We start from the raw sequence: 5,502 nt of genomic DNA on the forward strand, positions 1-5,502 counted from the left end.
CTGGCTGAGTTTTGCCACGCGTTACCTGCCCTCAGGGTTCCAGACGGCACTGGCGGGCGGTGCTCAACAACAGGTCGATAGCCTGACCGCGCGGGAAACTGGCACGCCAGGCCAGCGCCACGGTACGGAACGGTGCCGGAGCCTTGAACGGACGCGTGGTAACCAGATTCTGGTCGAGATTACTGACCGCGGACTCCGGCAGCACGGTAATGCCGAGCCCGGTGGCGACCATATGCTTCAGGGTTTCCAGCGAGCTGCCTTCGAGCACGCTGCCGAGGCGGGTGTGATGCTTACGCGCCAGCGCCGGGCAGTGTTCGAATACCTGATCACGGAAGCAGTGGCCTTCGCCCAGCATCAGCAGATCTTCATCGGCCAGTTGTTCGGCTTCAATGCTTTTCTGTTTGCACCAGGGGTGGTTTTTCGGCAGCACCACGACGAAGTTTTCGTCGTACAGCGGCCGGGTCAGCACATCGGCTTCGGTAAAGGGCAGGGCGACGATGATGGCATCCAGTTCACCGTCACGCAGCTGGCGGCGCAGTACGCCGGTGTAGTTCTCTTCCAGATACAGCGGCATGGTTGGCGCCTGCTGGTGAATCTGCGGCACCAGATGCGGAAACAGGTAAGGCCCGATGGTGAAAATAGCACCAAGCTTCAGCGGTGTACTGAGCTGATCCTTGCCGGCACTGGCCAGTTCGCGGATGGTGCGGGCTTCTTCCAGCACCCTTTGCGCCTGGGTAACGATGCGCTCACCAAGCGGCGTAACGGTAACCGAGCTTTTGCTGCGTTCAAATATCGCAATGTCTAACTCGCTTTCCAGTTTTTTTATCGCTACGCTCAGCGTCGGCTGGCTGACAAAGCACTTTTCCGCCGCCCGGCCAAAATGACGTTCCTGGGCAAGAGTCACGATGTACTTGAGTTCGGTCAGCGTCATAAGGGTTCCTTAATTGTTACCTTGTATGGGTGCCGGAAAATTGATTTAGCTTACCTATTAAATCCGGGTGAATAAAGCCCGTGGGGGCTGAATGCTGTCACTTGGCTAAAATAACAATGAATGCGCGGCCCAGAGGGCTGCACCAGACTGAGCGCAAGAGGAGAATTACATGGCTCGGATTCTGATTGTGGGGGCAGGAGATATTGGCGGTAATCTGGCTCAGCGGCTGCATGCTGACGGGCATCAGGTATGGGGTGTCCGCCGCTCCGATAAACCAATCGGTGACGGTATTGGCCTGATTCAGGCCGATGTGGCGGACTCAGAAACGCTGCAGGAGTTACCTGAGGATCTGGATATCCTGGTTTACAGCGTGGCTTCTCCGGTGTTCTCGAAAGAGGGCTACCACGATTATTACTACAAAGGATTGCGTAATGTGCTGCGGGCGCTGAAAGGCCAGAAGCTGAAACGTGCGTTCTTTGTTTCCAGTTCCAGTGTTTATCACCAGATGAACGCCGAATGGGTCGATGAAACCAGTGAAACCAAACCCGGCAGCTTCGCCGGTAAAGAAATGCTGGCCGCTGAGCAGGCGCTGCTGAACGATAAACTGCCTGGCACTGTTGTGCGCTTTACCGGCATTTATGGTCCCGGCCGCACCCGCATGATTGAGCAGGCACGGCAGGGCAGCCACTGTGATCCGGAACCACCGGTGTGGACCAACCGTATTCACCGTGATGATTGTCTGGGTGTATTGCAGTTGCTGATTGAACGGGCACTGACGGATAAACCGCTGGATGATATTTATCTGGCCACCGACGATGAACCGGCCACGCTGTTTGATGTGCTGGAATGGATGAAAGACCGTATCGGTGATGTGGAACCGGATCACGATGTGCCGGAAGCCTCACGCCGTGCTAACCGTCGCTGCTCTAATAAGCGTCTGCGTGAGCTGGGTTACGATTTTAAATTCAGCAATTATCGTGAAGGCTATGACCAGCTGCTGACCGAGATGGGGCTGATTTAGCCTGCGGTTAACAGCCACAAAAAAAGCGCTCACTGAGCGCTTTTTTTATGCAGCAAAGAAACTCAGTCGAGTTCCAGTACGCCGTCCATTTCCACACCGGCATCGCGTGGCAGCTGTGCCACACCGACCGCAGCGCGGGCCGGGTATGGCTGCTCAAAGTATTCCTCCATCACTTTATTAACGGTGGCGAAGTTGCCCAGATCGGTCAGGAAAATATTCAGCTTGGCAATCTGCTGCAGAGAACCGCCGGCCGCTTCACATACTGCGCTCAGGTTTTTAAATACCTGATGAATGCGCGCTTCAATATCGCCTTCAACCATTTCCATGGTTTCCGGTACCAGCGGAATCTGCCCGGACAGGTAAACGGTTTTTCCGACTTTAACAGCCTGGGAATAGGTGCCTATAGCGGCCGGGGCTTTTTCTGTAGCGATGATTTCGCGGCTCATAACAATCCTTAATTTTTACTGCGGACAATTTTATTTACGCCGCGGATATTGCGCAGGCGGCGGATCGCGCGGGCCAGATGTTTGCGGCCATGCACGCTGAGACTCAGATGGGTAACGCTGAGGCGGGCATCGCGCTCTTCCACACTGATTTTTTCGATATTGGCTTCCGCCTGGGTAATGGCGCTTGCCAGTTCGGCGACGATGCCGCGGCGGTTTTCCAGATAGACTTTAAGGTCGACGGTAAATTCGCTGTCGATGTCTTTATCCCAGCTGAGAATGACGCATTTTTCCGGGTTATCGCGGAATTCTTCGACGTTTTTACAGCTTTCGGTATGAATCACCAGACCACGGCCGGAACTGACGTAACCAATAATCGGGTCGCCGGGAATCGGGCTGCAGCACTTGGCGAAATTCACCACCAGACCTTCGGTGCCTTTAATCGCCAGCGGTGATTGTTCAACCGATTCCAGATCGATGTCGGATTCTTTATTAGCAACCAGCAGGCGGCGCGCCAGCAGCGGCGCCATACGGTTACCGGCACCAATATCTTCGAGCAGGTCGCCGAGTTCATCGAGGCCGGTTTCGCGCAGCACCAGATCAATATGCTGCTGGTCGATATCTTCCAGCGTTTTACCCAGCGCATTCAGCGCTTTATTCAGCAGACGCTCACCCAGTGCCACCGATTCGGAGCGGCGCTGGCTCTTGAGGTAATTACGGATATTGGAGCGCGCCTTGCCGGTGACCACAAAGTTGAGCCAGGCCGGATTTGGCTGGCCGCCCGGTGCGGTTACAATCTGCACGGTCTGACCGTTCTGCAGACGTGCACTCAGTGGTGCCAGCTGGCGGTTAATACGGCAGGCGATGCAGTGGTTGCCCACATCGGTATGCACCGCGTAAGCAAAATCGATGGCGGTGGAGCCGGACGGTAATTCGAGAATTTTGCCTTTTGGCGTGAACACGTAAATCTCATCCGGGAACAGATCGACTTTAACGTGCTCAACAAACTCCAGCGGGCTGCCGGCGTTTTTCTGCAGCTCGAGCAGGTTCTGCACCCACTGCCGTGCACGCTGGGTGCCGCTTGCCTGATCGCTTTCCGACTTATACAACCAGTGGGCAGCAATACCATGGTTGGCCATGGCTTCCATTTCTTCGGTGCGGATCTGAATTTCAATCGGCACACCACCGATACCGATCAGCGTGGTGTGCAGCGACTGGTAACCGTTGGTTTTGGGAATGGCGATATAGTCTTTGAAGCGCCCCGGAATCGGCTTATACAGACTGTGCATGGCGCCGAGGATGCGGTAACAGGAATCGACGGAGTCGGCGATGATGCGGAAACCGTAGACGTCCATAATATCGGTCAGCGATTTACGCTGATCACGCATCTTGCTGTAAATGCTGAACAGATGCTTTTCACGGCCCACCACGCGGGCGCTGATACCCACCTCGGTGAGGCGGTTGCGCACGGCGGTGGCGATGTTATTCACAATCTCAGAACGGTGACCGCGCGCTGCCTTTACCGCTTTGCGGATCATCTCTGAGCGCATCGGATACATGGCTTCGAAACACAGCTCTTCCATCTCCACGCGGATACTGTTCAGACCCAGGCGATTGGCGATAGGGGCGTAGATATCGAGGGTTTCTTTGGCGATGCGGCGGCGCTTTTCGGGCTTCAGCGAGCCCAGAGTGCGCAGGTTGTGCAGGCGGTCGGCGAGTTTTACCAGAATGACGCGGATGTCTTTGGCCATGGCCATGGCCATCTTCTGGAAGTTTTCGGCCTGCTGGTGTTCTTTGCTTTCGAAGTGAATATTGGTGAGTTTGGACACACCATCGACCAGATCGGTGACCACGTCGCCGAACTGTTTTGCCAGAGCGGTTTTGGGTACGCCGGTGTCTTCAATCACATCGTGCAGCATGGCGGCCATCAGGCTCTGATGGTCGAGATGCATGTCGGCCAGGATATTGGCGACCGCTAACGGATGGATGATATAAGGCTCGCCGCTGCGACGGCGCTGGCCATCGTGGGCTTGTTCGGCGTAGTAATAGGCGCGGCTGACCTGCTGAATCTGAGGGTTGCTCAGATAGTGGGAAAGCCGCTCCGATAAGGCATCAATGGTGGGCACTTAAACAGAACCTCAGGCTGGGTCTGCTTAGTACTGTTCCGCTCGTGCGGCTTCTTCCTGGGCGGCCATGGTGGTTGGCGTTACCAGGTTTTCAGCGATTTCACGCAGAGCCAGTACGGTTGGCTTGTCGTTTTCTTCCGCAACCAGTGGCTCAGCACCCTGTACCGCGATCTGGCGGGCACGTTTGGTGGCCAGCATGACCAGTTCAAAGCGGTTATCAACGTTGGTTAAGCAGTCTTCTACGGTAACGCGTGCCATGGGATATCCTGTGGAATCAGATGAATTCGGTGGAACCGGGTATTGTAGCGGAATCCGCCGGCAAGGGAAGAGGCCGGCGGGCTCCGGACGTGATCAGCCGTTCAGTAATTCCTGCAGCACATCTTCGTGGCGCACCTGCTGAGCGCTCAGACGATGGCGGCGGGCAATCACAATGGCGCGCAGCTCTTCGACGGTGTTTTCAAAATTATCGTTAATAATCAGATAGTTGTATTCACCGTAGTGGCTCATCTCGTTGCGCGCATCGCGCATGCGGCGTTCGATAATGTCTTCGCTGTCCTGGCCGCGCTTCTGCAGGCGTTCACGCAACGCCGCAATAGACGGCGGTGCAATAAATACGCTGACGGCATCCGGCATCAGGTGACGCACCTGCTGCGCGCCCTGCCAGTCGATTTCCAGAATCACATCACGACCGGCGGAAAGCTCGGATTCGACCCACTCCTGTGAGGTGCCGTAGAAGTTATCGAATACCTGTGCGTGCTCAAGAAAGGCGCCACGGCTGACCATGTCCTGAAACTCGGCCACGGATACGAAGTGATAATCTTTGCCGTCCACCTCGCCCGGACGCGGTGCTCGGGTGGTGTGGGATACGGACACACCGATATAACCGGTGGATTGCAGCAGGGCTTTCACCAGAGTGGTTTTACCGGCACCGGACGGAGCGGAGAAGATAAACAGGGTACCAATCATAGAAGCTCGCTGTTT

General features: G+C 55.8%; 6 protein-coding genes. 1 reads left to right on the top strand and 5 read right to left on the bottom strand.

What is annotated here, in order from left to right; genetic code table 11:
* Positions 1–31 precede the first annotated feature (31 nt).
* Complete coding sequence (locus B3P58_RS00120) at positions 32–931, bottom strand: hydrogen peroxide-inducible genes activator (RefSeq protein ID WP_145467553.1); 900 nt, start codon at positions 929–931, stop codon at positions 32–34.
* A gap of 169 nt (positions 932–1,100) precedes the next feature.
* Here B3P58_RS00120 and B3P58_RS00125 point away from each other — a divergent pair, with 169 nt between their 5' ends.
* Positions 1,101–1,952 carry an SDR family oxidoreductase gene (locus B3P58_RS00125; RefSeq protein ID WP_225691203.1) on the top strand — a complete coding sequence of 284 codons (852 nt, stop codon included), beginning with the start codon at positions 1,101–1,103 and terminating at the stop codon, positions 1,950–1,952.
* Positions 1,953–2,014: 62 nt separating this feature from the next.
* Here B3P58_RS00125 and B3P58_RS00130 read toward each other — a convergent pair whose 3' ends face one another.
* From B3P58_RS00130 to gmk, 4 genes are all read right to left on the bottom strand, one after another.
* Positions 2,015–2,398 carry a RidA family protein gene (locus B3P58_RS00130; RefSeq protein WP_286715034.1) on the bottom strand — a complete coding sequence of 128 codons (384 nt, stop codon included), beginning with the start codon at positions 2,396–2,398 and terminating at the stop codon, positions 2,015–2,017.
* Between the two features lie 8 nt (positions 2,399–2,406).
* Positions 2,407–4,521, bottom strand: coding sequence for a bifunctional GTP diphosphokinase/guanosine-3',5'-bis pyrophosphate 3'-pyrophosphohydrolase (gene spoT, locus B3P58_RS00135; RefSeq protein WP_145467560.1), 2,115 nt, complete (start codon positions 4,519–4,521; stop codon positions 2,407–2,409).
* A 27-nt stretch (positions 4,522–4,548) separates the two neighbouring features.
* Positions 4,549–4,779 (bottom strand): DNA-directed RNA polymerase subunit omega, encoded by a 231-nt coding sequence (gene rpoZ / locus B3P58_RS00140; RefSeq protein WP_145467562.1) that lies wholly within the window; start codon positions 4,777–4,779, stop codon positions 4,549–4,551.
* A gap of 93 nt (positions 4,780–4,872) precedes the next feature.
* The gene (gene gmk, locus B3P58_RS00145) at positions 4,873–5,487 is read right to left on the bottom strand and encodes a guanylate kinase (RefSeq protein WP_286715038.1); all 615 of its coding nucleotides are present in this window, start codon (positions 5,485–5,487) and stop codon (positions 4,873–4,875) included.
* Positions 5,488–5,502 lie beyond the last annotated feature (15 nt).

The sequence above is a fragment of the Thalassolituus sp. UBA2009 genome, from assembly GCF_002335285.1.
In the GTDB taxonomy this organism is placed as follows: Bacteria; Pseudomonadota; Gammaproteobacteria; order Pseudomonadales; family Oceanobacteraceae; genus Venatoribacter; species Venatoribacter alkanivorans.

Coding starts and splice junctions, on each gene's coding strand:
- B3P58_RS00120 (WP_145467553.1), bottom strand. CDS start 931: ATGACGCTGACCGAACTCAAGTACATCGTGACTCTTGCCCAGGAACGT.
- B3P58_RS00125 (WP_225691203.1), top strand. CDS start 1,101: ATGGCTCGGATTCTGATTGTGGGGGCAGGAGATATTGGCGGTAATCTG.
- B3P58_RS00130 (WP_286715034.1), bottom strand. CDS start 2,398: ATGAGCCGCGAAATCATCGCTACAGAAAAAGCCCCGGCCGCTATAGGC.
- rpoZ (WP_145467562.1), bottom strand. CDS start 4,779: ATGGCACGCGTTACCGTAGAAGACTGCTTAACCAACGTTGATAACCGC.
- gmk (WP_286715038.1), bottom strand. CDS start 5,487: ATGATTGGTACCCTGTTTATCTTCTCCGCTCCGTCCGGTGCCGGTAAA.